Origin of the sequence: Aliiglaciecola sp. (assembly GCF_039982535.1) — a bacterium.
Taxonomy (GTDB): Bacteria; Pseudomonadota; Gammaproteobacteria; order Enterobacterales; family Alteromonadaceae; genus Aliiglaciecola.
Map to the genome: position 1 here is coordinate 1 of NZ_JBDWYG010000009.1, position 25,801 is coordinate 25,801.

Sequence of the window (25,801 nt, forward strand, 5' to 3'; positions counted from 1 at the left end):
CGTTTAGTGTCTTTACCCGAAGGTTTTGTCACTAGGTCACTGCCCTTTGGCGTTACCTTAAAATCTTGTCTGCTGAGTGAGTCCGTTAGGTCTCTCTCAAGCGGGAGGCGTATTCTACACTTCCGATATTTGATGTCAACATTTTTATTTAGTTTTTTTGAATTTATTTCAAATCGCTAAATTGTCTTCATCCCGCTTCACACTTGCCTTGCGGCTTGCTCTTAAGCAACCTATTAAGGTGATTAAGAAGAGACATTCTTTAAAGTTTGTCCCGAAGCGAGGCGCGCATTCTACAGAGCATAATCGGAAGATCAAGCGCTATTTTAAAATAAATTAAAAAAACCGTTTGTTTGCTGTTTTTTGCATCAATTAAGCCGTTTTTGGAGGTTATTTGAACAAGAACTATAGGATGAATATAGGGGCTGTGGCGGACTAACTAGAATAGAAAGGCTTAGTTATTGGTAATTTTTTACTTATTTGCCTACATATACGTACTATTACACACCTAGGGTTATTGATTTAAACCTTAAAGGCCTAAAGATAGCTCTGCTTTTAACTGCATCGAAACTTCGCCAAGCAGCATTAGCAATTAAACAATAGACTACTAATATAGAAAACTTGGTAGTTTTTGTTGGTTTCCATATTTTTACCTAGTCCTATATAGACAACTCCCTTTTACACCTGTTTAACGCTAATCAGCTAAAAGACGATGTTTTAAAACAATGGTAGTATTGTTCTATTATAGTAAAGCCAGTTTATAGAGGTAGCACAGCATGCAAAAACCAATTTCATCCTTTAAAGGAATAACACCAGTATTTGGCAACAAATGTTATATCGATAATTCCAGTATTATAGTGGGCGATGTAGTTTGTGGGGATGAGGTCAGTATTTGGCCATTAGTAGCTGCCAGAGGAGATGTAAATAGTATACGGATCGGTAATCGAACGAATGTTCAAGATGGTACCGTTCTCCACGTCACTCGTTCTAGTGTTAATAATCCTGATGGTTACCCGTTAATTGTTGGTGATGATGTCACCATAGGCCATAAATGCATGTTGCATGGTTGCACATTGGGAAATCGTATATTAGTTGGTATGGGTGCCATTATAATGGATGGTGCAATAGTTGAAGACGATGTATTTGTTGGCGCAGGTTGTTTAGTGCCGCCCAATAAGACTCTTGAAAGCGGCTATTTATATGTTGGTAGTCCAGCAAAACAGGCCCGTAAGCTTTCAGAATCAGAAATAGCATTCTTAAAAATATCCGCAAACAACTATTTAGTGACTAAAGACGAATATTTAGCAGAAGAATAATCGCTCATCTGGAAAGTACGACAGAAGATAGTTGTTTCTATTTAAGCAACTCAGATTTAGAAATGACGATATCACCATTATGATTAAAGCTTTCTTGTTCTATTAATGAAATTAAATGCTCTTCAACATCAAATTGGTGAAGAGCATAAAACCCTTCCGCTTCGTCAAAGCTCACTTCACTAATATAACAGTTAACCAAGGCTCCACTGTTCATAGCGAGTATTTTAAGCCCCTGGTATTGCTGGTCATATTCAAAACCATCCACTATTTGAATAGCCTGATTCATAACATACGTCTTATTTGTTGCATCACAGGTTCGATATCTGGCATATAACCCCGCCACAATTTAAAACTATGAGCGGCCTGACCAACCAACATACCTAAACCATCACTTGTATTAGCCACACCTAAAGCTTTAGCTTGTTGCACAAATATTGTTGGCTCAGAAAGGTAAACCATATCGTAAACCATAGGTGCTTGAGACAAGACATGATCTGATAGGTCCGGGACTTGACCACTTAAACTTGCCGATGTGCAATTGACGATTAGATCGAAAGGTTGTGACAAGTTAGCATTTAGTTCAGCGAAATCTGCAGCATGAACCTGATCATTAGCGAACCAGTTGGCTAAATCGGTAGCTTTCTCTTTGGTACGATTAACAATCGTGATGTCTTTCACACCTTGTTCTAATATGGGAAGAATCACTCCCCTAGCCGCACCACCAGCACCAATCAATAGAATTCGCGTATCGGTAAAGTCAAAGTTCTGATGTTTCAAGTCTAATACTAAGCCTGGACCATCTGTGGTTTCACCTCTGAAACGATTCTCACCTAAGCGAATAATCGTATTAATAGCGCCCGCTTTAACCGCTGCAGGAGAAAGTTCGGTAACCCATTCAACAGCATCTTGTTTAAAAGGACTGGTTATGTTGCAACCCTTAGCATAAGGATCGGCGAAAAATTCATCTAAATTGGCAGAGAAGTTGCCTTTTTGACCTAAAATCTTTTGGTAATCAATGATTTCTTGGCGTTGCTCAGCAAAGGTTTGGTGAATCAGTGGTGAACGACTTTGTGCTATAGGGTTACCAAACACAGCATATTTATCTATATTCAAAATCTATTACTTCCCTTTATCCTGGTCGTTTAACCAATCCTTTGGCTTCAAAAACTCGTCAGTAAGTCGTGCTTCTGGTGTATTCGACTTGGCTTGAAAATTATATTCCCAGCGCGCTAAAGGTGGCATGGACATTAAGATCGACTCCGTTCTTCCACCAGTTTGCAGACCAAATAAGGTACCTCGATCGTATACCAAATTAAACTCAACGTAGCGACCACGGCGATATAATTGAAATTGTCTTTCGCGCTCCGAATAGGACGTTTCTTTGCGCCTTTCAACAATGGGAATGTAAGCATCAAGAAAACCATTACCCACGGACTTCATAAATTCAAATGATTGTTCGAATCCTAATTCATTAAGGTCATCAAAAAATAATCCACCAACACCACGGGTTTCGTTACGATGTTTAATATAAAAATATTTATCACACCAATCTTTATACTTTTCATACATCCCTTCGCCAAATGGCAAGCATGCCTGTTTGGCTACACTATGCCAGTGCTGTACATCTTCCATAAATGGATAAAAAGGTGTTAGGTCAAAACCACCACCAAACCACCAAACTGGCTCTTCTCCTTCTTTCTCAGCTAGAAAGAAGCGCACATTGGCGTGGGAGGTAGGAACGTAAGGGTTTTTAGGATGAATAACTAAGGAAACGCCCATAGCCTGAAAACTACGACCAATTAATTCAGGTCTAGCAGCCGTAGCTGAGTCAGGTAGTTGGGTACCAAACACATGAGAAAAGTTAACACCACCTTGTTCAATAACTTGACCGTTGGTTAACACTCGAGTGCGGCCACCTCCGCCCTCCTCACGCTGCCAATTATCTTGTTTAAACTGTTTTTTGCCATCCACCAGCTCCAATGTATGACAAATATCGTCTTGAAGTTTTAGTAGAAATTGCTTTACTGAATCTATATCGGGAGTACTTTTTGAATTCATAGTTAACTTGCTCTTACGGTTTCACCGGTTAGGCCATTGCGTATCTGGCTCGGATTTTTTTGATTACCTAAAGCGCCATCTAAACACAATAGCTCACTGCCAAACTGCCCGTGAACTTGGTCACATGTTTTAGCCGGAGGCTCACCATTTAAATTCGCACTTGTTGAGACGATTGCACTGTTGAGCAGATCACACATCTGATTCACCACAGGATGATCACTTACACGAACCGCAATCAAATCTGAACCACCCGTAATAAAATCCGGAGTTCCTTGTTGTTTCGGTAATAACCAAGTGTTTGGCCCAGGCCAAGACTGCTCGACTTCCGAGAGAATCTTTGAATCAACGGCAGAAAAGTTAACAAATTTAACTAGTTGCTGTTTGCTGCTGGCAATCAATATCAGACCTTTTTCTAGGGGTCTATTTTTTAACGCCAACAATTGCATTACCGCCGCTTCGTTCGTGGGATCACAACCTAAACCAAAAACGGCTTCGGTGGGATACGCAAAAACAACGCCGTCTAAAAACTGTTGCTTAAAATGATGTGGGTTTTGACTTATATCCATTTACTTAAGGAATACTTAAAATTGAGACGTGGAGTGTAATGCAAATGGGTTAATGTGGAAAGTCGCCAAAGGGAAATGAGGTTATTCGCTATCTACCGGAACCTTGGTGCCACAATCTTTTTGTGGGCATTGGTAATAAACCTGACCGTCTGCTTTCTTTTCGATTAAAACCGACCAATGACATTTAGGACAAACTTTGTCTACTGGTTGGGAATTTAAAACATATTTACATTTTGGATACCCATCGCAGGCGTAAAAATTTTTGCCGTATTTATTGGTGCGCTTAAGGAGTTTACCTGTTTTACACGAAGGGCAAGGAACATGAATATCTTTTTGTTGCTTAATTGCTTCAATATGATGACAGTCAGGATACCCTGTGCAACCAATAAACAAGCCGAAACGGCCTTTTTTAATCGCTAGAGTGGAGCCACATTCAGGACATTGTGAGCCATCGATTTGTTTAAGTTCGACTGTGGCGTTGTCATGCAAGGGTTTGGCAAAGTCACAAGTTGGATATTGGCTACAACCGAGGAAAGCACCGTTTTTCCCCCGTTTAATCTGAAGTTTTGCGCCGCAGTCAGGACACACACCAAAATCTCCATCGAGTGCGTGCTCATGAGCGGCAAAAAGAGTGTGATCGATTTTAGACATAACTGATCATGCCATTTGCTTCTCTTCGCAGTGGCCTATCGCCACAAATTTTACTACCGGAAATTTAATGCAAGGGGCCTTCTGGCTCTTCAAATAAAAGATCTTCCATTTGCGCGTAGGCGTTTTCTTTACCTGGTACATTAAATAGCACCATCAGCACAACCCATTTCAGATCTTCGAGGCAGAACTCTTTAGAATCTATCTCCATCACTCTATCAACCACCATTTCTCTTGTTACTGAGTCTAAAACATTAATCTGCTCTAGAAACATCAAGAATCCACGGCATTGCACATCCAATCGCATTTCTTCTTCTTGGGTGTAAATGCGGTTGACTAAAGCACCACCAGATTTAACAAAATACGGATTAATATCCGTTTCTTGCAAAGCGGCTAACTTCTCTAACCACGATAACGCTTTGTAGATTTCATCATGATGAAATCCAGCGCGCACAAGTTCGTCTGTCAATTCATCTTGATCAACACGAATTTCAGTTTCGCTATGAATGAAATTTTCAAACAGATACATGAGGATATCGAACATATTATTTACCCCTCAATTTGATGTAGCCTCCAGATACAGAGACTACTAAACCACGCAACTCATATTCTAATAATTGCGCCAATACGACTTTAATCGGCATATCGCTACGTTGTATAACGACGTCTAACGCAGTAACGTCATAGTCTACACTATCTAACAATTTGTCGGTTGCCAAGCTTTCAGTTGGACTTTTTTCACTGTTTTCTGAATATTCCTTTAGAACACAAGAATTAAGGTTCTGAAACTCTTCTGTTATATCTTCTAATTTTGATACGAGTTTAGCGCCTTCTTTGATCAATAAATGCGCACCTTCGCTCAAAGGGTTATTTATATTCCCCGGAATAGCGAAGACTTCTCTATTTTGTTCAATGGCATACTTTGCCGTGATCAAGGAGCCACTTCGTATGGCAGCTTCAATGACCACCACGCCCAGAGATAGACCACTGACAATCCTGTTTCTGCGCGGAAAGTTATGGGGAGTAGGTTTAGTATTTGCTCTAAATTCTGACAATACCAAACCTTGATTCTGCACAATTTCTTCAGCAAGTCGAATATTGCGTTTCGGGTAAAGGTTATCTAAGCCACTGCCTAACACCGCCACGGTATTACCGCCTACATTCAACGCCCCTTGGTGAGCACAAGTATCAATTCCCATTGCTAAGCCACTAGTCACAGTAATGCCCTGCCTTGCGAGCCCTTGCGCAAAGTCGAACCCACAACTTTTGCCATAATGACTGGGATTACGACTTCCCACCATGGCAATTTGATTAGATGCGAGTAGCTTTTTATTTCCCCAACCAAAAAGCACAAAGGGTGGCCTAGATGTTTCTTTCAATAATACCGGAAAGTCGGGGTGCTCAGGATGAACAGCAAAACGCGAGTTACCTGATGTGAGCCAATTGAGTTCATTATCAATTAAGCGCCAATCAGGTGACGTAATAGCCTTAACTTGAGCAGAGTCAAACCCGAAATCAACCAATTGGGAGGATGAATAAGTTAGCAGAGAGTGAGCAGGCACATTGTACAGATTTTGAAATTTTTTCAATTTCCCCATGCCAAAATGAGGAATTTGGTCTAGTACCAACCAACCTCGAAGGGCCTCTTCAGAGTTCTTTGGCTCTGTCAGTTGAGCTGGTTTAGTTTGTTCACAGTTCCGCACTTCCTGTGCCATGGTCTGTCCTTAAAATTTTTGCATTAGTTTGTTATGGTTTGGCGACAATTGCTCCTTCACGAATTGTTCTAGTAGAGCGAGTAATCAATCCATAACTGGCTTTTTTGAATACTTTGAACACCACAACTTCTCCCACTTTTATGGCTGGTTGTTGTAGTTCATCACTGCCATCAAAAAGGTTATCTACAAAGCTACCTTCACCTTCGTACTTAGGATTACTGCTTACTTGAATATTCGGACCTTGCACGTATACACCTAACACAGTGCCGGGTTTTACTTTACGACTACCTAAGTCAAGTATTACCACATCGTATTTACCTAATAGCTTATGTTGCTCTAAGCTACTTATAATTCGTCCTTTTTGTCGCGTTGCAGCCTTTAATTTCATGCTACCAACTTGCATAGCCTCGCGGGGAAGCAACTTGTCGCCTCGTCTGGCTTCAAAATTCGCATCTTCTACTTTGACTAAATGCTGGCCCTCTACTTCACTTTCTAAAGGCGTAGCATCAGCAACATGACGAATTTGAATACCAAGCAAGTTGTCATATTGGTCGCGGAGCTCATTTTGTTTTCTCACCACGTTATACTGTTCAGGAGTATCCGAGTCGGCTTTACTCAAAACTAAGTCCCCTGACGCAAATGCGGTATTCCCATCCTGGTTACCTAGCAAATAAGGAAGCTGTTCATACTCTTCCTCATCCATAATGGTGCTACTTTCGATGTAGGGTTGAATAATTGTCCAAGGCAACAAATTTATTGGCTGAACTGATTTCAGTTCTTTCCGCCCTTCAGGGGAAAGTTTGATTTGTGGTTTAGGATCGTCACGGACAAGATCCAAAATAGGTTCACCTTGATCGTTGTATCTTAACCTCAGTTCGTCACCAGGATAGATCAAATGCGGGTTGTTAATATGTACATTGTTACGCCACAACTCTGGCCACAACCAAGGCTTGCTTAGGTACATATTGGAGATATCCCACAAGGTATCACCTTTTTTAATGACATAAACTTGCGGCGCGCTTTGTTTAATATTAATTACGTCTGCAATTGTCGCTAATGGTAAAAACAATAGAATTACCAGAAGTTTACTCAATCTTTTGCCCATACCAACCTCATAATGCAGCGAACCTTGTTGTTAAGTATCGACCTAAACAGTGATTTGCTTGATCGAACTTTAATTCTTTTTAGGCTAGAATAGCGCCTTAAATGATTCAATAGCGTATTTTATTGAACCGTATAGTAATTAATACTGACCCTGGGTACAGTTTTTCAAAAAAATGTACCTTAATTCACCAAAGTATAGTGTAGCTGAAGATCAAGATGGCCATTTTAAATGTATTAAAATTTCCCGACGAACGACTCAGAACAGTCGCTAAGCCTGTAGAGAAAGTCGACGGAGAAATTACGAAGTTAGTAGAAGACATGTTCGAAACCATGCGCGAAGAAAACGGTATCGGACTTGCCGCCACCCAAGTAAATGTGCATAAACGTGTTGTTGTTATGGATATTTCCGAGGATCAAAATACTCCTCGAGTATTTATTAATCCGGAAATCATTGAAATGGACGGAGAAGCTATCAGTGAAGAAGGCTGTCTATCTGTACCTAACAACTATGCAAAAGTAGAACGTGCAGAGCACGTTATCGTCAAAGCGTTAGACGCTGAAGGTAAAGAATTCACTTTAGAAGCAGATGGCTTGTTAGCCATATGTATTCAACATGAACTTGATCACCTGAAAGGCAAATTATTTGTGGATTACTTGTCGCCACTAAAGCGCAAACGCATCCGCAGCAAGTTAGAAAAAGAAGCGCGCCTCGCCGCCCGAGCATCTTGATGTCTGGAGTGCTACATTGAGCAAAAAATTGAATATCGTGTTTGCCGGTACGCCGGACTTTGCATCACAACATCTACAAGCATTAATAGATTCTGAACATAATATCCTAGCTGTATACAGCCAACCAGATCGTCCAGCAGGACGTGGTAAAAAGCTTCAAGCAAGTGCAGTGAAACAATTAGCGCTGGAACATGACCTTGATGTACAACAACCTCTATCCTTAAAAGATCCCGAAGCGCAGCAAGTATTGGCTGAACTCAAACCAGATATTATGATTGTTGTGGCTTACGGTTTAATACTGCCACAAATCGTTTTAGATACTCCTAAATTAGGTTGCTTAAATGTTCACGGTTCTTTATTACCTCGTTGGCGCGGTGCCGCTCCTATCCAACGCTCCATTTGGGCGGGTGATGAACAAACCGGTGTAACCATCATGCAAATGGATAAGGGATTGGATACTGGAGCAATGTTGCTTAAAAAATCCATTTCCATAGAGCCTAGTGACACCAGCGCAAGTTTATACGATAAATTAGCGAAAATCGGTCCAGACGCATTGCTTGAGTGTTTAGATAATATCGACAACATCGAGCCAGAAGTACAAGACGATACACTCGCTAATTACGCCGAAAAGCTGAGCAAACAAGAAGCATGCATTGACTGGCAAGCACCTGCGCAGCAAATTGAACGTAATGTTCGAGCATTTAATCCTTGGCCGGTAGCATATTTCGAGCTAACCCCAGAGGATGATGAGCAAGCTATCGCCATTAAACTGTGGGAAGCGAGCATCATTGAGACAGCAACCGCTAATCAAGAGCAAGCTGGTAAAATCATTTCGGTTACCAAAAAAGGTATTGAAGTCGCCACAGGGGAAAACAATCTATTGCTCACCAAATTACAAATTCCCGGTAAAAAGCCAATGACAGTCACAGACCTAATCAATGCTAGAAAAAGTTGGTTTATAACGGGTCAAACCCTCTCGTGAGTCATTCATCTGATGAAAAAAGAGTGAAAAAAACCAGTAAAACTTTACGTGCTGATGCTGCCAAAGTACTTTATCAAATTTTAGAAAACGGCCAGTCTTCACGGGAATCCCTGCCTAAGGTTCAAGAGTTATATTCAGATAAAGACAAAGCTTGGTTGCAAGAAATGGTCTTTGGGGTATTACGCCAATTACCTGTTTTGCAAAGCTGGTTAAGAGTATTGTTAGATAAACCCCTCAAAAACAAATACAAAGTAGCTGAACATCTGATTATGCTCGGCTTTTATCAATTGGCCTTTACCCGAGTGTCCACTCATGCAGCGGTTTCTGAAACCGTAGCTGCAACGCGACAACTCAAGGTTGAACCCTTAAAAGGCTTGGTCAATGCTCTATTACGTAACTTTATTCGTCAAGAATTAGCACAACAAGAAATTGAAGACCCACACATTCGTTCAGGCTTACCTAAGTGGTTGTTTAAACGACTACAAGTTGCCTACCCCGAACAATTAGAAGAACTCTGTGCTTCAATGCAGCAAAGACCGCCAATTTGGTTACGGGTAAATAATCGTCAAACCAATATCAACGACTTTAAAACCTTGTTAAATGAACAAGGGGTTGATTACACGGTAAGTGATGAGCACCTTGACGGACTGATTCTGACTAAAGGCCAAGACATCACGCAATTACCTGGTTATCAGCAAGGTCTATTTGCAGTGCAAGATGGCGCAGCGCAATTAGCGGCAGGCTATCTAGATGCCCAAGCAGGCGACCTAGTATTAGATTGCTGCGCGGCACCTGGTGGTAAAACCTGTCACATATTAGAGCGCCAAGCCAACTTACAAAAGTGTATTGCCCTAGATATTGACGACTCTCGATTGGATAGAGTTAGAGAAAATTTAACTCGATTAAAACTAGATGCTGAGTTGGTGGCCGCAGATGCACTAGATACAAGCAGTTGGTGGGACGGTCAATTGTTTGATCGTATTCTACTTGATGCACCGTGCTCTGCAACAGGTGTCATTAGACGTCATCCGGACATTAAATGGCTACGTAAAAACGCCGATATTGAAGCATTGGTTGAGTTGCAAAAAGAGATACTCGCAACCATGTGGACTATTTTAAAACCCGGTGGAACATTACTCTACGCCACCTGCTCTATTTTGCCTGAAGAGAACCATCTGCAAATTAGTGAGTTTTTGCAAAACAATGAAGATGCGACTCTTAGTGAGTTGCGTGATCACGACGAAACCCCATTGCCTGGCAGACAAATTCTACCCGGAGAAAAACAAATGGATGGTTTCTATTATGCGAGACTGCTAAAGTCTTCTAATGCAAAGTAAATTGTCTCGAAATTAACACCTTATGAAAATTATAATTCTAGGCGCAGGTCAAGTAGGCGGTACATTAGCCGAAAACTTGGTTGGTGAGAAAAACGAAATTACCGTCATTGATTCAGATCTAGATACATTGCGGTCGTTGCAAGACCGACTCGATCTTCGAGTTGTACATGGTGTTGGTTCGCACCCGGATATTTTAGAAAAAGCCGGTGCCGAAGATGCTGATATGTTGATTGCCGTGACCAATAGCGATGAAAGTAACATGATGGCCTGTCAGGTTGCGCACTCCCTATTTAATACGCCCACCAAAATTGCTCGAGTGCGTTCAGAGCAATATATTATTCATCAAGACAAACTGTTTCACCATCAAGATATTCCTGTGGATCACTTAATTGCTCCAGAACAATTGGTGACTAAAGCAATCAAACGATTGATTGATTACCCGGGCGCATTACAGGTGGTGGAATTTGCTGATGGAAAAGCCAGCTTAGTAGCCGTTAAAGCCTATTACGGCGGCCTTTTAGTGGGCCATGCGTTATCAACATTGCGCGAGCACATGCCCAATGTTGAAACTCGTGTAGCGGCTATTTATCGCCGCGGAAGACCAATAAGACCACTAGCATCAACGGTAATCGAAGCCGATGATGAAGTGTTTTTTATCGCTGCGACTAAACACATTAGAGCCGTGATGAGCGAACTTCAGAAACTTGAGTCCAGCTACAAACGAATTATGATAGCTGGCGGAGGACTCATTGGCGCAGGGTTAGCCAAACGCTTGGAGCACAATCATAACGTTAAGTTAATAGAGTACTCACAAGAACGTGCAAAGTACTTATCTGCCCATTTAGATAAAACCATCGTTTTTTGCGGCGATGCGTCCGACCATGAACTATTGACAGATGAAAACGTTCGACAGGTTGATGCTTTTATCGCAGTAACCAACGATGACGAAGCAAACATCATGTCGGCCATGTTAGCCAAGCGACTTGGCGCACAAAAAGCCATGGTATTAATTCAAAGAAGCGCTTATGTAGATCTAGTGCAAGGCGGCGAAATTGATATTGCGTTTTCTCCACAACAGGCGACTATATCCGCTTTACTTACTCATATTCGACGTGGTGATATCGTTAACGTTTATTCGTTGCGCAGAGGGGCAGCCGAGGCCATCGAAGCTATTGCACATGGCGATGAAAGCACCTCCAAAGTTATTGGCAAAAAAATAAGTGACATCAAGCTACCACCGGGAACGACCATAGGTGCAATCGTACGCCAAGATGAAGTTATTATTGCCCATAGCACTACGTCAATCGAAGCTAATGATCACGTTATCTTATTTTTAGTGGATAAAAAATTCATTTCAGATGTGGAAAAACTATTCCAACCTAGCGCTTTCTTCTTTGGTTAGTTAAACAATAGTTGTATATCTTTAGAACTTTAAAATATGTTAAATTAATCGATTATTGCAGTTAAACCCGTTGATAAATCGTCAACTTTTTACAGAGACAAAAAATGAAAAATATCGCTATTTTACTTACTGTTGCTACATTAACTTTTTCAGCTCAATCCCATGCCGAAGGTTGGTTTGATTCGCTAAAAAGCATGTTTGGATTCAGTGAAGAAGCAGAAGAAACCACACCAACATCTAGTGCAATGGTTGGTAGTTTAATTGAAAACTTAAACGTCGATTCATCGCAAGCTGAAGGCGGCTTAGGTTCATTGTTTAATTATGTAAAAGGTAATTTAAGTGCAGACAAATTTAGTCAGTTATCTGAAACCTTGCCGGGTATTAACGAATTAATCAGTGCAGCACCGGATGTCAGTGAATTGAAAAGTTCTGACGGTCTTGGTTCTTTACTAGACAAAGCCTCAGAGTACAGCGAATCGGTAAAAGCCATTAACGATGTGAAAAAACAATTTGAAGCACTTGGCCTAAAACCTGAAATGATTATGCAATACGTAGAGCAAGCGAAAACATACTTGGACACAGAAGAAGGCAAACAAGCTAAAGATTTGTTAATGCAGGGCTTTCAAGGTTTACTAAACTAAACAACCGTTTAGTTGGTCCATTTAATCGAGAAATACATCCATTAATGGCGCAGCGGTAATTAGCTGCGCCAAAATGTTGGAGAAAATAACACCAACAAAGAAAACACTTCAAGTCGACCAAACAGCATAGCAACAATCAATAACCACTTCCCTGAATCAGACACATCAGCAAAAGTACCGGCCACCGTCCCTAAACCCGGGCCTAAATTATTTAACGTTGCTGCAGTAGCAGAAAATGCCGTCAAATTGTCCATGCCAGTGGCTATTAAGCCAATCATGATGACCACAAATATCATTGCATAGGCGGAAAAGAAGCCCCATACGGCCTCCACAACTCGCTCAGGCATGAGACGATCTCCTAACTTAACAGAATAGACCGCTTTAGGATGTATTAGCCTTTCGACTTCTCGTTTACCTTGCAGGTACAAAAGAAATACTCGAATAACTTTTAATCCTCCTCCTGTTGAACCAGCACAACCGCCAATAAAACTTGAGAAAATTAATAATATGGGTAGAAATACCGGCCAACTAGAAAAGTCTGTAGTAACAAAGCCGGCAGTAGTACTAATAGACACTGCTTGGAATATTGCCTGATTAAAAGCCGTTTCTGCAGTACCGAAAATCTGATGGTTTACCAACACTAAAAAGCACACCAAAATCAATACAAATTGGATAAAAAAGAAAGCCTTAAATTCTGGATCGTAAATGTATCCACGCAAAGTACGTCCACTGGCGGCCGCATAATGCAGCGCAAAATTAAGGGCTGCTATCCATAAGAACACCACACAGATAAGATTGATAACCGGACTATTGAAGTGCCCTAAACTCGCGTCATAAGTGGAGAACCCACCAATTGCTATAGTCGAAAATGAATGGCATATGGCATCAAACCAATCCATCCCAGCAGCCCAATATGCAACTGAACAAGTAACGGTCAACGTAAGGTAGATATACCATAAGTGTTTCGCTGTATCTGCAATCCGTGGGGTCATTTTAGAATCTTTCACCGGACCAGGAGTTTCAGCGCGATACAACTGCATGCCCCCAACCCCTAAGATAGGTAAAATAGCGACTGCCAATACAATGATCCCCATCCCCCCTAACCACTGTAATTGTTGGCGATAGAACTGGACTGACTTAGGAAGGTATTCGATGCCTTCGATGACGGTAGCACCAGTAGTGGTTAATGCCGAAAATGATTCAAAAAAAGCATCAGTTACCGTCATGCTGGGTTGGTCTAGCAACAGAAATGGAAACGCACCGAAACTGGCTAACACCACCCAAAATAAAACAACAATCAAAAATCCTTCTTTAGCGCGAAGATCATTTCGATGTCGCCTATTGGGATACCAAATGGCTAAACCGGTGAATAAAATTAAAAAGAAAGCCAGTATGAAGGGTAAACCACTACCATCCTCGAAAATCAATGAGATTGTTGCGGGAAACAACATTGTTGAGCTGAACAACGCAACCAATAACCCCAAAATACGAATAATAGTGCGGTATTGCATCATTGCGCGTTCACCCTAATTAATAGGTGCAGACCGCACTGGTGGTTTGGATTCATATTAGTGCATCTCTAACAAGATAGAATCTTGTCTATTTAGTGGTTTGTCATTTATGCAATTATCATCTGCTAAGACTCAAATCTAAAGTACTAATTGTAATTAATCTAGGTTTAAAATATTGTTTTTATTAAGCTTGTAACTTCGTTACTAGTATAAAGTCACTTTCGAGGAGTATTTTAGCCAATCTCTCCCTCAAGTTATTAACCGATTTTAACCACACTTTTGTTAGCTAAAAATAGCGGATTTCAGATATTCATATAAACATAAAACCTACCCAAAGATAAGTAAGTAAGCACCAACAAACAATCAACTTTCGTAAATTTTTTCAGTCAACGCCAGCTCACAACATTGTACATTACTTAACCTACAGCCCGCTATTTATATGGCTTATGCAAATACGCATTTTAACCTTCAAGGTTTGATTCAAAAATAGTTTAAGGCTACAGGTACACTAATGTTTTTTATATGGTACATTACTGCCCTGCTCGATTTTCAGCTAATCAGAATCTGTCGATTTGCCAAGTAAATGGATCTTACGTGAGCAGTTCAGTTTTATTGTTCTAAGTAATGTTTAGAATGTTAGAACTGCTAGATAAAGTTGGGACTACAAGCTAATACAAAATCTAGAACAAACACCTAGTGTAAAAAGTTATCCACAAGATAATAAAAACAATATGTTAAAGGATATTCCTTCTTCCTAATAACGAAAAGTACAGCCTGTAAGGCTTTGAGAACATTAAAAAGAATTATTTTTGATGCGTTTAGTGCTGCCCAAAACTTTTTATCTACAAAGTTATCCACAACTTTGATAGTAGATGATTCTTGGTTTATGTGGCATTCTGACGCCTTTTCCAGCTTAATCAATATGGATCTTCTATGGCTTCGGTTCCAAACAACCCTTTTATCCTAGTAGACGGCTCCTCATATCTTTTTAGAGCCTTCCACGGTATGCCCCCATTGACCAATTCCAAGGGGCAAGACACAGGAGCAATATACGGTGTAGTAAACATGCTACGCAGTCTAATACAGCAATATTCTCCTACCCATATGGCGGTAATATTTGATGCTAAAGGCAAAACCTTTAGAGATGATATATACCCTGAGTATAAGGCTAATCGCCCCCCTATGCCTGATGAGCTTAGAAGCCAGATTGCCCCTCTACATGCAATTATTAAAGCAATGGGACTACCCTTAATTGTTGAAGATGGTGTTGAAGCCGATGATGTCATTGGCACCCTCGCCCAACAAGCGACTGAACAAGGTATCCCAACGTTAATCAGTACCGGCGATAAAGATATGGCCCAATTGGTTAATGAGCATGTCACCCTAATCAATACCATGAACAATCACATTATGGATACCGAAGGGGTGGTCGAGAAATTTGGTATCCCAGCTAACCTAATTATCGATTTCCTAGCCCTCAAAGGAGATAAAGTCGATAATATTCCAGGCGTTCCAGGAGTCGGTGATAAAAGCGCTTTGGGCTTATTGCAAGGTATAGGCAGCATTGATGAGATATACAAAAATCTCGATAAAATCGCCAACCTTGAGTTTAGAGGCGCAAAGAAGATGGCCGATAAAATGCGCGAATTCGAAACGCAAGCACGACTGTCATACGAACTAGCGACCATCAAACTTGATGTAGAACTCGAATTTGGTCCAACTGAGCTTAGCCCTACTGCGCCGGCTCATGAGGAATTAGTTGAACTATTTAGAGAATATGAATTTAAACGCTGGTTGGCAGAAGCGACCGATGGCCGCAGTATTCTAAGCTCCGCTAGTAAAACTAAAGCTAAAGCAAATACCGCTAAAATTGACGAAACCGACATTACCACGCCGCCTAAAGTGACGGAAACAGCCTACACCACAATATTGACAGAAGCTGAATTACAAGAATGGTTAACGCGGTTAGAGCAAGCCGAACTGTTTGCTTTTGATACCGAAACAACGAGTTTAAATTACATGGAAGCGGAACTGGTTGGAATGTCATTTTCCGTCAAAGAAGGAGAAGCAGCATATTTGCCGCTTGCCCATGACTATTTAGATGCGCCAGAGCAACTCGATCGCGCCATGGTATTAGAAAAATTCAAACCATTATTGGAAAGTGAGTCCCACAAAAAAGTAGGCCAACATCTTAAGTATGATAAAAATGTTTTAGCCAACTACGATATCGTTTTGCGCGGAATTCAATACGATACCATGCTTGAATCTTACGTTCTCAATAGTGTCGCCTCCCGTCACGATATGGATAGCCTTTCTAAATATTATCTAGAACATAACACCATTAGCTTTGAGGAAATTGCCGGTAAAGGGGCGAAACAACTAACCTTTAATCAAATTCCTTTAGAACAAGCTTCACCTTATGCAGCTGAAGACGCTGATATCACTCTGCGCTTGCACCAAGAGTTATGGCCCAAATTGTGTGAGCATGAATCGTTAAAGGAAGTGCTGCTTAATATTGAGGTCCCATTAGCATCGGTTTTATCAAAGATGGAACAAAGAGGCGTCTTAATCGATAGCCAAACTCTGTTGCAACAAAGCCAAAATTTAGCGTCGCGAATAATGCAATTAGAAAAAGAAGTGCATGAGATGGCTGGCGAAGAATTTAATTTAGGCTCAACTAAACAATTACAAGAAATTCTATTTAAAAAATTAGATCTTCCGGTTTTGAAAAAGACACCTAAGGGTGCCCCCTCAACTGCCGAGGAAGTCCTTCAGGAACTAGCGTTAAACTACTCTGTACCCAAATTATTAATGGAGTTTCGTGGGCTTACGAAACTGAAGAATACTTATACCGATAAACTGCCGAAAATGATAAATCCAAGAACGGGCAGAGTTCACACTAGTTACCATCAAGCTATTGCCGCTACTGGACGCCTTTCATCCACAGAGCCTAATTTACAAAATATCCCGATCAGAACTGAAGAAGGCAGAAAAGTTAGACAAGCCTTTATTGCAAGAAAAGGCTACAAAATTGTCGCTGCCGATTATTCTCAAATCGAATTGAGAATAATGGCTCACTTGTCAGAAGACAAAGGACTATTAGAGGCGTTTTCTTCCGGTAAAGACGTACATAAAGCCACCGCTGCTGAAGTATTTGGTGTTGAATTAGATAAAGTGACAACGGATCAAAGGCGCAGTGCCAAAGCTATCAACTTTGGCTTAATTTACGGCATGTCAGCATTTGGTTTAGCTAAACAATTAAATATTCCAAGACAAGACGCTCAAAAGTATATGAACTTGTACTTTGAACGATACCCTGGTGTTCTCAAATATATGGAGCAGACTCGTGTTGCAGCAAAAGAAGATGGATTTGTTTCTACCGTGTTTGGTCGTCGACTATATCTACCAGATATCAACGCCAGCAATGGAATGAGACGTCAAGGTGCAGAACGGGCAGCAATCAATGCGCCAATGCAAGGTACTGCTGCGGATATCATTAAAATGGCAATGTTAAAGGTCGATGACTGGATAGAGAGCTTAGAAAATGATGATGTTCAAATGATCATGCAAGTACATGATGAACTGGTTTTTGAAATAAAAGAACAAAAAATTAAGGAACATACAGAATCCATCATTTCCCTTATGGAAAATGCCTGCAAGCTATCAGTCCCTTTAATTGTAGAGGCTGGAGAAGGTAAAAACTGGGACGAAGCGCACTAAAAAAGTAAATACCCAATAGGTTTTTTAGCTTTTTCTGTAATAATATTACGAAAATATTTGATTTTTTCAATTCCATAGCTAAAATGAACTTTGTAGGGTACAGAGGTTAACTTATTAAGTTAGATATACCTTTGCTTTCGACCCCAGCAATTTGCTGGGGTTTTTTTATGCCTGAACGAACACAAATCAGGACCTTCCCTCTTCCTGCCCTGCTAGCCATTTATTAAATACACATAAAGCTCTCATCCCTATATACATGGGGAAACTTGCGTTTTGAATATATTTACTAAGGTTTTAATTGCTGTTTTTTAGGAATGTAAAATGTGATTTTTTAGAAAAAATGCATTTTTATTGAGAACAAGTGAACTTTATCGAAATTAGCTACTCTGAATATACGGTTTTTATGTGTTTTCTCTCTATCCTGTGCCCCTTCTTTTGAAGGGGCTTTTTTTTATCTGATGCTTTTAAATTCAGCGAAGATTGCAATGCAAGGTGCTGAGCTAAACAATAAGATGGAAGTTATTCTTCGATAAACTCTTCACTTTCAGTAAAACCTAACCATCTATCTAATACACGTTCAACGTTATCCAAACCTAATCCATTTAATGACGAAAAAGCATGAACGGTTACATCGCCACAAAATGCCATAGATGCTTCTCTTGCCATTAATAGTTGAGCTTTGCGTTTTCCCGACTTCAATTTGTCAGCTTTAGTCAACAATGCCAAAACCGGTAAGTTTCGCTCAACGGCCCAATAAATCAGTTGTTGATCTAAATCTTTGAAAGGATGGCGTATATCCATTAACACCACTAAGCCCGTAAGACTTTTACGCATTTGTAAATATTCACCTAGGGATTTTTGCCATTTTAGTTTCATTTCCATAGGTACTTTGGCGTAACCATAACCAGGCAAATCCACTAACCTTCGCCCTTCTTCGATCTCAAATACATTAATTAGCTGAGTCCGGCCTGGGGTTTTACTCGTTCTAGCGAGACTTTTCTGGCGTGTAAGACGATTTAATGCACTGGATTTTCCGGCATTTGAGCGACCAGCAAAAGCAACTTCATTTCCCTCGTCTTTTTCAAGGTGACGGATATCTGGAGCACTGGTAATAAATTTGGCGTGACTGTAATGACTCACTCTAACTCTCTTTTGAAAACTGTAATTAGGGGTATATTTAAGGCATAGTATACCAGTTAACTGCATTTATTCGGCTAAAACACTGAAATATCCACACAATTGTTCGGGAAATGATTTTATCGCGCCATTAAATGTGTAAAATACTGGTATTCTATTAACCAATGCATAAGATGTTTTGAGAGTCACTATGAAAAGATTGGGTTTGTTGGTGTGTTTGACCGTAGGTTTTTCAGCTTCGGTATTTGCTAAAGGCGACGCACAAGCGGGTGAAGAGTTAGTTACAAGTAAAGGCTGTATTGCCTGTCACGGAGCTGATGGAAATAGCCCATTGGATATTTATCCATCTATTGCCGGCCAACACGCTGAATATATTGCAAAGCAGCTCAGAGAATTGAAACTAGGCGGCGAGACTGCCGGTGCAGAGGGTCGTTACGACCCAGTAATGAGCTCACAAGCAGCAATGTTGAACGAGCAAGAAATGTTAGATCTTGCCGCATTCTTAGCTAGTCAAGAAGCTAAACCAGGCACTACTCCAGAAGATGTGGTTGAAAAAGGTGGTCAGTTATATCGCGGTGGTGATTTAGATCGCGGTATTACAGCTTGTATTGCATGTCACGGCCCACGAGGAAATGGTTTAGGTTTAGCAGGATTTCCTGATATTAGCGGTCAAAAAGCTGCTTATTTGAAATCACAGCTAGAAAGATTCAAAGCCGGCACGCGCGCAAACGATCTTAACGGAATGATGAGAGATATTGCAGCCAAGCTAACTGATGAAGATATCGAGATACTTTCTCAATATTTAGGCGGCCTGCACTAAATTATTTAGCAAAATAAAAAGATGAAAAGTGAACCTTTAGACCAAAAGGTTCACTTTTTTTGTTTATTGAATGTAAATAAGTTGTAAAATAATTTTTTTGCTGTATTCTTTTTGGCAAATAAAAAGAAGGATAAGCAAATCTTATAAGGTTTGTCAGGGAAGTTAGAACAGTTAATAACAATAATAAACAGCTGTTCATTGAGGTTCCATGTTGGAAATTATGGATTAACTATAAAGTGTCAGGAAGACCCAAAACAATATTAATGCTTCGTGAAAAAAAATAAAAAGTGAAGTATATGAAAAGGATAGCAATAAAGGTTTAGGACGAACACGTAACGGGAGAAGTGTCATACGACACTCTATATCTAAAAGGCAACAGGCTTCTGTTGCCTTTTTTCTTATCTAATTTTTATTAAGTTTTTGCATAAACTTACTTCATCCAACTCATATCAATTTTTACTAAATCGCCTACTTTTCGAAAATTGCATTTACTAAACTACATAGCCTATCTAACCCACATAAATTATCAGCATATTAAACCTGTATAACTAGGTCTAAAATGCGCTAAAATAGCTAATTAATTTAATATGGCAAACAATTATTATGGCTAGAATCAAAAAATCTCGTAAAGTTGGGCGCATAGGTGTTCCTAAAGAAAGTTGGGCGCCAAGGAAACCAAAAGATCCGAACAACACTAAACCCAAAAAGCATAAAGGCAATCCATCAGGAAGCCGCCATAGTGCCGTTGAGTTGAATCAACAAAGTCCTCAACAATCCAAACAAAATGATCCAAGAGTTGGCAGTAAAAAGCCGATTCCATTAATTGTAGAAGCAAAAGAGTTCAAGTCTAAACCTAAGCCAAGCAAACCAAAATACTTCTCTCCTGCTCAAGAATTAGCAGAGTTAGAAAATAATGACCGTTTAAATAATCTATTAGACGAGATGGATAGCGGTGTAGTTTTAAGTGCTGACAACAAACGTTATGTAGACAAAAAACTTGCTAGGCATAGAGAACTATGCGATTTGTTAGGCATTAATGGAGAAGCTGAAACAATAGATGAGCAAACCGAAAACAAAGAAGACGATCCTTTTGCGCGCTTTGAGTCTATTAATATCAATGAGTTTAAATAGGAGATAGAGTTTTGTCGGTTTTAGCCTATACCTTGGTTGCAATAGCCCTTTTGATCATTGCTTCACTTGCTTTTTATGCTGGTAAATTATTGTTTCAATTAAAACGCCAGAAAGATGTTCAACAAAAAGCCCGCCAAGAACGTGTGGTTAGAATTATGGAAAGCGTGCACACAATTGCCTGGGCAGTAGAGCAGCAGCAATGTAATCTATCTGAAGGGGCAATTAGACTGGTTAATTTGTTAGATAGCGTACCAGTTGCTTCACCGCCTAACTGTCAGCGAGACTACCCTAATCTGTACAATCTATTTTTAGCGGTTAGGGAATTGCCAACGCATCAACAACGTAAGGCTTTACCTCCTCAGGTAAGGGCACAACAGGATCAAAAACGCGAAGAACAAGAGGCAAAATTAGAATCTGGCATTTTAAAAGAAATGGTAATGATAAGGTCGTTGAGTTTTAGTTAATAACCCCCTATTACCAATTGGGTATCAATATTTCGACCAATAATGCTAATTAAGGAAGTTGAACCTCACTCTCAAAGGCGGATTCTAGGTGGTTTCCTGAGTCGTTAGGGTTAGATTTGTGAGGCAGAAAGACTTGCACTAACGCTTATATTAAAACCATCAATTTGAGTTTCGGCTTAATATATAGCTTGTCTAATTTTTGGTTTACTCCTGCTGATAACAATGACAGTCCGTGGTGTGGTCATTAACAAGGCCCACCGCCTGCATAAAAGCATAACAAATTGTCGTCCCAACAAAGCTAAAGCCTTTTTTCTTAAGGGCTTTAGCCATTAGGTCAGATTCAGGGGTGGAATTAGGCACTTCACTGGCTTTTTTCCAGTGGTTTTTTATCACTTTGTGATCCACAAAGCTCCAAATAAAATCATCAAACTGAATCCCCTCTTGCTGCATGTTCAAATATGCGTGCGCGTTGTTAATAATCGACTTTATTTTTAAACGATTTCTGACGATGCCTTTATTCAACATTAACCGTTCAACATCGTCATCATCCATCAATACGATTTTACTGGGTTCGAAATGATGAAAAGCGGCTTCATAGTTTTGTTGTTTTTTGAGAATAGTAATCCAACTCAGTCCAGCCTGTTGCCCATCTAAACATAATTTTGCGAACAATTCTTTGGGATCCTTAACCGGTCGCCCCCAAACTTTATCGTGATATTCTTGATAAATGGGGTCTTTCCCCGCCCAACTACAACGCTTTATATCCACACTCTTTCCTCATTTTATGCAAAATTCTAAAGAACTTAGGCTCAACATGCATGTTTATTACAATATTCGGTGATTTAGCCTACATTCAAAGCAATACAAAAGGTATACTGGCGGGCATTTTTTTAGTAACCGATAATGTAGTGATTGTACATGCAAAAGTTTGATATAAAGACGTTTCAGGGTCTCATCCTCGCATTGCAGGATTTTTGGGCCCGTCAAGGCTGTGTAATTATCCAGCCACTAGACATGGAAGTGGGCGCAGGTACCTTCCACCCTATGACATTTTTAAGATCTTTAGGACCAGAGCCGATAAGCAGTGCCTACGTGCAGCCTTGTCGCCGTCCTACTGATGGCCGTTATGGCGAAAACCCTAATCGCTTACAGCATTACTATCAGTTCCAAGTTATGCTCAAGCCTTCCCCTGATAATATTCAAGAGCTTTACCTAGACTCATTAAGAGAGCTAGGTTTTGATCCCTTAGTACACGACATTCGTTTCGTGGAAGATAACTGGGAATCCCCTACTTTGGGTGCTTGGGGCCTAGGTTGGGAAATTTGGTTAAACGGCATGGAAGTGACTCAGTTTACCTATTTCCAACAAGTTGGAGGTCTTGAGTGCGCACCAGTGACAGGTGAAATTACCTATGGCTTAGAGCGCTTAGCAATGTACATCCAAGGGGTAGATAGTATCTACGATTTGGTTTGGACTGATGGCCCTATGGGTAAAGTCACCTATGGCGACGTTTTTCACCAAAATGAAGTCGAACAGTCTGCCTATAATTTTGAACATGCAGATGTTAAAGCCCTATTCGGAACCTTTGATCAATGTGAAAAGGACAGCCAACGGATGATAGAAGCTGGATTACCCCTTCCTGCCTACGAACAAGTTATGAAAGCATCCCATGCATTTAATATGTTAGACGCACGTCATGCAATTTCGGTAACAGAGCGTCAACGCTACATATTGCGAGTGCGTACTCTAGCCAAAGCGGTTGCAGAGGCCTATTACCAGAGTCGAGAAAAACTCGGTTTCCCCATGTGTAAAGACGACGCTAACAAGGGAGATAAAGGTAATGCGTAAAGAAAATCTGTTAGTTGAACTGGGTACGGAAGAACTTCCACCAAAAGCATTGAAAAACCTATCCCAGGCTTTTTCTGAAAACATCAAATTAGGTTTGCAAGGCGCAGACCTAGGGTTCGATAGCATTGAAAGCTACGCTTCTCCAAGACGCCTGGCTGTAAAAGTCATCGCCCTGGCTGAGAAACAACTTGATAAAGAAGTTGAAAAACGTGGCCCAGCGGTAAACGCTGCATTTGATGACGAAGGTAACCCTACAAAAGCAGCTGAAGGTTGGGCGCGTTCTAACGGCATCACAGTCGAACAAGCACAACGCTTAAAAACCGACAAAGGTGAATGGTTGTTACACGTCGCGAGCGTGGCAGGTAAAACACTACCCTCTTTATTAGAAGATATTGTTGCAACCGCACTAAAAAAACTTCCCATCCCTAAAGCCATGCGCTGGGGTAACAAAAGAATTCAGTTTATACGCCCTGTACACAGCCTCTGTATGCTTTACGGAGATAGTGTGATTGATGGTACGGTTCTAGGCTTAAAATCCGCTAGAACGATTAACGGCCACAGATTCCATGGTGAACGCAGCTTTGAGCTGGCTCACGCTGATGATTATCAAAATCAGTTAAAAGATCATTATGTTGTTGCTGACTATCAAACGCGCCAAGATATCATCAAGGAGCAACTACAAGAAGCTGCTGCTAAAGAAAACGGCGTAGTAGAGCTGGAGCAAGACTTATTGGATGAAGTGACAGCCTTAGTTGAATGGCCGGTAGTTTTGGTTGCTAATTTTGAAGACGAGTTTTTACAAGTACCTAAAGAAGCCTTAATTTATACTATGAAAGGTGATCAAAAATATTTCCCAATGTTAGATGAAAACGGTGAGCTAAAATCACGCTTTCTGTTTGTAACTAACATTGAAAGTAAAGATCCCATTCAAGTTATTCAGGGTAACGAAAAAGTTATTCGTCCACGTTTATCTGATGCGCGCTTTTTCTTTGAAACTGATAAGAAACACACATTAGAAAGTCGCTTGGATAGTTTAGAAAGCGTCTTGTTTCAAAAGCAATTAGGTACCTTAGCAGACAAGTCCCGCAGAATTTCTGAGTTAGCAGCAAAAATTGCTAAGCATATTGATGCCAACGAAACTCAAGCTGCAAGAGCTGGTTTGTTATCAAAAACTGATTTGATGACTGAAATGGTAATGGAATTCCCAGATGTACAAGGTGTTATGGGAATGCACTATGCCAATCACGATGGCGAAGATGAGGTGGTTGCTAACGCCTTAAACGAACAATATATGCCGCGTTTTTCTGGAGATGCCCTTCCCCAGTCTAAAGTAAGTTGTGCAGTGGCTCTAGCTGATAAATTAGATACCCTAGTTGGTATTTTTGGAATAGGTCAATTGCCTAAAGGTGATAAAGACCCATTTGCACTCAGACGTGCAGCCATAGGAATTCTGCGTATTGCTGTTGAGCTTAAACTGCCTATCGATTTGGCTGACCTCGTTGCGGATGCTTATCAGCTATTAAAAGAGAAAATAAGTAACGATGAAACCCAAGAACAAGTTGTAGATTTCATTTTGGGAAGATTTAGAACTTGGTATCAGGAACAAGGCATTGAAGTTGATGTCATACAAGCAGTACTTTCTCGACGTCCTACGGCACCTGCTGATTTTGATGCTCGTATCCACGGTGTGAAGCAGTTTAAGTTACTGCCTAGTGCCCAAGCATTGGCAGCTGCAAACAAACGCGTTGCGAACATTTTAGATAAGAATAATGTGTCTGACGAATATAAGTTAGACAACAGTTTGTTGGTGGAAGCACAAGAGAAGCACCTAGCAGATGAGATAGCCCGCATTCAAGAAGAAGCTGCGCCATTGCTTGCAAAAGGCGATTACGAAGCTGTGCTGCAGGTTCTATCGCAACTGGCGACCAGTATTGATGCATTCTTCGATAATGTAATGGTAATGGCAGACGACCAGTCGGTTAAAAACAATCGCCTAGCGCTTCTATTACAATTACGTCAGCTTTTCCTTAAGTGTGCTGACATATCGTTATTAAGACACGAATAGAAAAAAGTTGGGGTCTAAATTGAAGATTATGAAAAATAAACTCGCCTTAATAGTTTTAGCCAGTACCTTTGTTTCAGGTTGCTCCACTACTTTTGTTGAGCAAATCATGGAAAAAGACTACCAAAGCTTTTACCTCCGGGGTGTTTTTACTTGGTGGGAAGCGGACGAGAACTATCGGATTGAAAAGGTAAATGGCAACCTTTATAAGGCAACCGTGAAGCTAATTGCTGATGGACAGCCTTATGACTTTAAATTTGCTGATGAAAACTACACTCCTGGATATGACTGTGGAAGCCCAACAGGCACAGCAGGAAAAGTATTAACTGTAGGTAAAACAGCAAAGTCTTCCTGTGAAAATCCGGGTGGGAATTTTCAATTCACACCTAATGAAACAGGCGCATATGATTTTTTCATCGACTTTACCCACGACCAATCCCCTGTTGTTTACATCGAAAAAGCTTAACTTCTAATTAGTATCTAAATACTCACCTCTTAGGCAAACCTAAGAGGTGTTCTTCCAGAAAAGCGCCTGAATAATTACCCCCGAAGAAGTGCAGATTAAAGCCATGGTTCCTATAGGCCTCAAAAGTGCTCCACTAAAACTCAACCT

The 25,801-nt window shown here is 40.6% G+C and carries 24 protein-coding genes; 13 read left to right on the forward strand and 11 right to left on the reverse strand.

Annotation, left to right across the window (positions count from 1 at the left end):
- The first annotated feature begins 773 nt into the window (after positions 1 to 773).
- Positions 774 to 1,313 carry a gamma carbonic anhydrase family protein gene (locus ABJV04_RS01570; RefSeq protein WP_348489354.1) on the forward strand — a complete coding sequence of 180 codons (540 nt, stop codon included), beginning with the start codon at positions 774 to 776 and terminating at the stop codon, positions 1,311 to 1,313.
- Positions 1,314 to 1,350: 37 nt separating this feature from the next.
- On the opposite strand, the gene ABJV04_RS01575 is transcribed toward ABJV04_RS01570, so the two are convergent.
- The 8 genes from ABJV04_RS01575 to ABJV04_RS01610 all read right to left on the reverse strand — a co-directional run bounded on the left by ABJV04_RS01575 (position 1,351) and on the right by ABJV04_RS01610 (position 7,405).
- Complete coding sequence (locus ABJV04_RS01575) at positions 1,351 to 1,599, reverse strand: DUF1488 domain-containing protein (RefSeq protein ID WP_348489355.1); 249 nt, start codon at positions 1,597 to 1,599, stop codon at positions 1,351 to 1,353.
- On the reverse strand, positions 1,596 to 2,426 hold the full coding sequence (aroE, locus tag ABJV04_RS01580) for a shikimate dehydrogenase (RefSeq protein ID WP_348489356.1): 831 nt from the start codon (positions 2,424 to 2,426) through the stop codon (positions 1,596 to 1,598). The genes ABJV04_RS01575 and aroE overlap by 4 nt, the downstream gene beginning before the upstream one ends.
- Positions 2,427 to 2,432: 6 nt before the next feature.
- Positions 2,433 to 3,371, reverse strand: a complete 939-nt coding sequence (gene hemF / locus ABJV04_RS01585; RefSeq protein ID WP_348489357.1) for an oxygen-dependent coproporphyrinogen oxidase — start codon at positions 3,369 to 3,371, stop codon at positions 2,433 to 2,435.
- Positions 3,372 to 3,373: 2 nt separating this feature from the next.
- On the reverse strand, positions 3,374 to 3,937 hold the full coding sequence (locus ABJV04_RS01590) for a Sua5/YciO/YrdC/YwlC family protein (RefSeq protein ID WP_348489358.1): 564 nt from the start codon (positions 3,935 to 3,937) through the stop codon (positions 3,374 to 3,376).
- A gap of 81 nt (positions 3,938 to 4,018) precedes the next feature.
- On the reverse strand, positions 4,019 to 4,588 hold the full coding sequence (locus tag ABJV04_RS01595) for a topoisomerase DNA-binding C4 zinc finger domain-containing protein (RefSeq protein WP_348489359.1): 570 nt from the start codon (positions 4,586 to 4,588) through the stop codon (positions 4,019 to 4,021).
- Between the two features lie 64 nt (positions 4,589 to 4,652).
- Entirely contained in the window at positions 4,653 to 5,129 is a 477-nt protein-coding gene (locus ABJV04_RS01600) for a DUF494 family protein (protein WP_303477080.1), read from the reverse strand.
- A 1-nt stretch (position 5,130) separates the two neighbouring features.
- Positions 5,131 to 6,300 (reverse strand): DNA-processing protein DprA, encoded by a 1,170-nt coding sequence (gene dprA / locus ABJV04_RS01605; protein ID WP_348489360.1) that lies wholly within the window; start codon positions 6,298 to 6,300, stop codon positions 5,131 to 5,133.
- Between the two features lie 31 nt (positions 6,301 to 6,331).
- The gene (locus tag ABJV04_RS01610; protein ID WP_348489361.1) at positions 6,332 to 7,405 is read right to left on the reverse strand and encodes a LysM domain-containing protein; all 1,074 of its coding nucleotides are present in this window, start codon (positions 7,403 to 7,405) and stop codon (positions 6,332 to 6,334) included.
- A 215-nt stretch (positions 7,406 to 7,620) separates the two neighbouring features.
- On the opposite strand from ABJV04_RS01610, the gene def reads away from it, so the two are divergent.
- The 5 genes from def (at position 7,621) to ABJV04_RS01635 (ending at position 12,495) form a co-directional block, all read left to right on the forward strand.
- Complete coding sequence (def, locus tag ABJV04_RS01615; RefSeq protein WP_303477087.1) at positions 7,621 to 8,133, forward strand: peptide deformylase; 513 nt, start codon at positions 7,621 to 7,623, stop codon at positions 8,131 to 8,133.
- Between the two features lie 16 nt (positions 8,134 to 8,149).
- Complete coding sequence (fmt, locus tag ABJV04_RS01620) at positions 8,150 to 9,115, forward strand: methionyl-tRNA formyltransferase (protein WP_348489362.1); 966 nt, start codon at positions 8,150 to 8,152, stop codon at positions 9,113 to 9,115.
- A complete protein-coding gene (rsmB, locus tag ABJV04_RS01625; RefSeq protein ID WP_348489363.1) occupies positions 9,112 to 10,452 on the forward strand; it encodes a 16S rRNA (cytosine(967)-C(5))-methyltransferase RsmB in 1,341 nt (446 codons plus the stop codon). The genes fmt and rsmB overlap by 4 nt, the downstream gene beginning before the upstream one ends.
- 22 nt (positions 10,453 to 10,474) lie before the next feature.
- Entirely contained in the window at positions 10,475 to 11,854 is a 1,380-nt protein-coding gene (gene trkA, locus ABJV04_RS01630; protein ID WP_348489364.1) for a Trk system potassium transporter TrkA, read from the forward strand.
- A gap of 104 nt (positions 11,855 to 11,958) precedes the next feature.
- Positions 11,959 to 12,495: a DUF2780 domain-containing protein gene (locus ABJV04_RS01635; protein WP_348489365.1), complete on the forward strand. Its 537-nt coding sequence runs from the start codon at positions 11,959 to 11,961 to the stop codon at positions 12,493 to 12,495.
- Between the two features lie 59 nt (positions 12,496 to 12,554).
- Here the strand turns inward: ABJV04_RS01635 and ABJV04_RS01640 are convergent, their stop codons facing one another.
- A complete protein-coding gene (locus ABJV04_RS01640; RefSeq protein WP_348489375.1) occupies positions 12,555 to 14,006 on the reverse strand; it encodes a TrkH family potassium uptake protein in 1,452 nt (483 codons plus the stop codon).
- A gap of 933 nt (positions 14,007 to 14,939) precedes the next feature.
- Between ABJV04_RS01640 and polA the strand changes: the two genes are divergently transcribed.
- A complete protein-coding gene (gene polA / locus ABJV04_RS01645) occupies positions 14,940 to 17,726 on the forward strand; it encodes a DNA polymerase I (RefSeq protein WP_348489366.1) in 2,787 nt (928 codons plus the stop codon).
- Between the two features lie 519 nt (positions 17,727 to 18,245).
- Here polA and yihA read toward each other — a convergent pair.
- Entirely contained in the window at positions 18,246 to 18,866 is a 621-nt protein-coding gene (gene yihA, locus ABJV04_RS01650) for a ribosome biogenesis GTP-binding protein YihA/YsxC (RefSeq protein ID WP_348489367.1), read from the reverse strand.
- Between the two features lie 187 nt (positions 18,867 to 19,053).
- On the opposite strand from yihA, the gene ABJV04_RS01655 reads away from it, so the two are divergent.
- The 3 genes from ABJV04_RS01655 (at position 19,054) to ABJV04_RS01665 (ending at position 21,278) form a co-directional block, all read left to right on the forward strand.
- Positions 19,054 to 19,683 carry a c-type cytochrome gene (locus ABJV04_RS01655; protein ID WP_348489368.1) on the forward strand — a complete coding sequence of 210 codons (630 nt, stop codon included), beginning with the start codon at positions 19,054 to 19,056 and terminating at the stop codon, positions 19,681 to 19,683.
- A 603-nt stretch (positions 19,684 to 20,286) separates the two neighbouring features.
- On the forward strand, positions 20,287 to 20,814 hold the full coding sequence (gene yihI, locus ABJV04_RS01660) for a Der GTPase-activating protein YihI (RefSeq protein WP_348489369.1): 528 nt from the start codon (positions 20,287 to 20,289) through the stop codon (positions 20,812 to 20,814).
- Positions 20,815 to 20,825: 11 nt separating this feature from the next.
- Complete coding sequence (locus tag ABJV04_RS01665; RefSeq protein ID WP_348489370.1) at positions 20,826 to 21,278, forward strand: DUF2489 domain-containing protein; 453 nt, start codon at positions 20,826 to 20,828, stop codon at positions 21,276 to 21,278.
- Between the two features lie 204 nt (positions 21,279 to 21,482).
- Here ABJV04_RS01665 and ABJV04_RS01670 read toward each other — a convergent pair whose 3' ends face one another.
- The gene (locus ABJV04_RS01670; RefSeq protein WP_348489371.1) at positions 21,483 to 22,046 is read right to left on the reverse strand and encodes a DNA-3-methyladenine glycosylase I; all 564 of its coding nucleotides are present in this window, start codon (positions 22,044 to 22,046) and stop codon (positions 21,483 to 21,485) included.
- A 150-nt stretch (positions 22,047 to 22,196) separates the two neighbouring features.
- Here ABJV04_RS01670 and glyQ point away from each other — a divergent pair, with 150 nt between their 5' ends.
- Genes glyQ through ABJV04_RS01685 form a run of 3 tightly spaced genes read left to right on the forward strand, consistent with a single transcriptional unit; the run spans position 22,197 to position 25,654 of the window.
- Positions 22,197 to 23,126, forward strand: a complete 930-nt coding sequence (glyQ, locus tag ABJV04_RS01675) for a glycine--tRNA ligase subunit alpha (RefSeq protein ID WP_348489372.1) — start codon at positions 22,197 to 22,199, stop codon at positions 23,124 to 23,126.
- Positions 23,119 to 25,191 carry a glycine--tRNA ligase subunit beta gene (gene glyS / locus ABJV04_RS01680; RefSeq protein ID WP_348489373.1) on the forward strand — a complete coding sequence of 691 codons (2,073 nt, stop codon included), beginning with the start codon at positions 23,119 to 23,121 and terminating at the stop codon, positions 25,189 to 25,191. The genes glyQ and glyS overlap by 8 nt, the downstream gene beginning before the upstream one ends.
- Positions 25,192 to 25,210: 19 nt before the next feature.
- The gene (locus tag ABJV04_RS01685) at positions 25,211 to 25,654 is read left to right on the forward strand and encodes a hypothetical protein (RefSeq protein WP_348489374.1); all 444 of its coding nucleotides are present in this window, start codon (positions 25,211 to 25,213) and stop codon (positions 25,652 to 25,654) included.
- Positions 25,655 to 25,801: the final 147 nt, after the last annotated feature.